The sequence below is a fragment of the Vibrio sp. YT-17 genome (genome assembly GCF_033337375.1).
In the GTDB taxonomy this organism is placed as follows: Bacteria; Pseudomonadota; Gammaproteobacteria; order Enterobacterales; family Vibrionaceae; genus Vibrio; species Vibrio alginolyticus.
On the sequence record NZ_JAWOQP010000158.1, the window covers coordinates 1 to 1,153 of the forward strand.

Below are 1,153 nucleotides of genomic sequence, written 5' to 3' on the forward strand. Positions count from 1 at the left end.
AGCGACGACGTGTGATCTTATGATCTAGGAATAGTCCCGTATCAAGATAGTCGTGCAAATTCACGATCAGCTTCACGCCGTACTCGTTCACCTCTAACGTTTCAGATACCTGACCCAACTTTTGATATTGGCTGCGACCTTTCTGCTTTTCACGAACTTTAAGGACAACTTTGTTCGCTTCTACGCCTGTCACTTGAATCGTTGCACGAATGATATCCGTCAAACGGCGTTTCGCTTTCTCTTCAGGGATATTTTTAGGTGCTGCGTATTCTTGAATCACGATTTGATCGCCATATACGTCAATCGCTACGTTATATTCAGGAAGGTCTGCGTCATAGATGCGGTAGCAATCTAATTTCTCTTTACGAGCCCATTTGCCAATTTTGCCAATGTTTTTCTTCAAACGGTTTGAAAAATCAGGAGCAATTTGAGTATTGGTATCTGCACCTTTTACTTCATCGGCACTACGCTCTGCGATGCTGTAGTTTTTTTGGTGACACGGTAACGCACCATTGTTTAATTTGAATTGCTTATCTGCGCGCATGCGAAGACAGCTCAGCAACTCATCTGAACTAGAGAAAATAGACGCTTTGCAGCCACCAAATTCTGCTTTCAATTGGCCACCAAACGCGGTGTAAAGCGCAATCAGACCTGGCTCTGTACCCAAACGTTCGCCGTAAGGTGGGTTAGATACAATCACACCATTTTCAAAACCTGAAGGTCGCGTAATAGTTGCCGCATCGCCTTGAGCAAACTCAATCAGTTCCTCAACCCCTGCTCTGCGAGCGTTCTCTTGTGCAACTTTCAGAACTTTCGGGTCGTTATCGAAGCCAAAAAACTTAGCGTCAACTTTCTTGACACCGCGTCTAGCCTGAACGTTTGCTTCTGATTTGATTTCAGCCCATGTATCTGGCTCAAAGTCTTCAAGTGATTCAAAGCACCATTGCTTTCGTTTTACACCAGGAGCCATATTTGCAGCCATCATTGCCGCTTCAATCAGTAACGTACCAGAACCACACATTGGATCGAGAAGTGGCTGATGACCGTCCCAACCACAACGCATAATGATCGCCGCTGCTAATGTTTCGCGAAGTGGTGCTCGGCCAGATTCCGGACGGTAGCCACGTTGATGAAGGCCACTGCCTACCATATC

1 protein-coding gene is annotated in these 1,153 nt (G+C 45.9%); it reads right to left on the reverse strand.

Annotated features, from left to right (window positions below; genetic code table 11):
* Positions 1–1,153: bifunctional 23S rRNA (guanine(2069)-N(7))-methyltransferase RlmK/23S rRNA (guanine(2445)-N(2))-methyltransferase RlmL (gene rlmKL, locus R7F67_RS24635; protein ID WP_318057513.1), on the reverse strand; the 1,153-nt coding region annotated here is incomplete at both ends.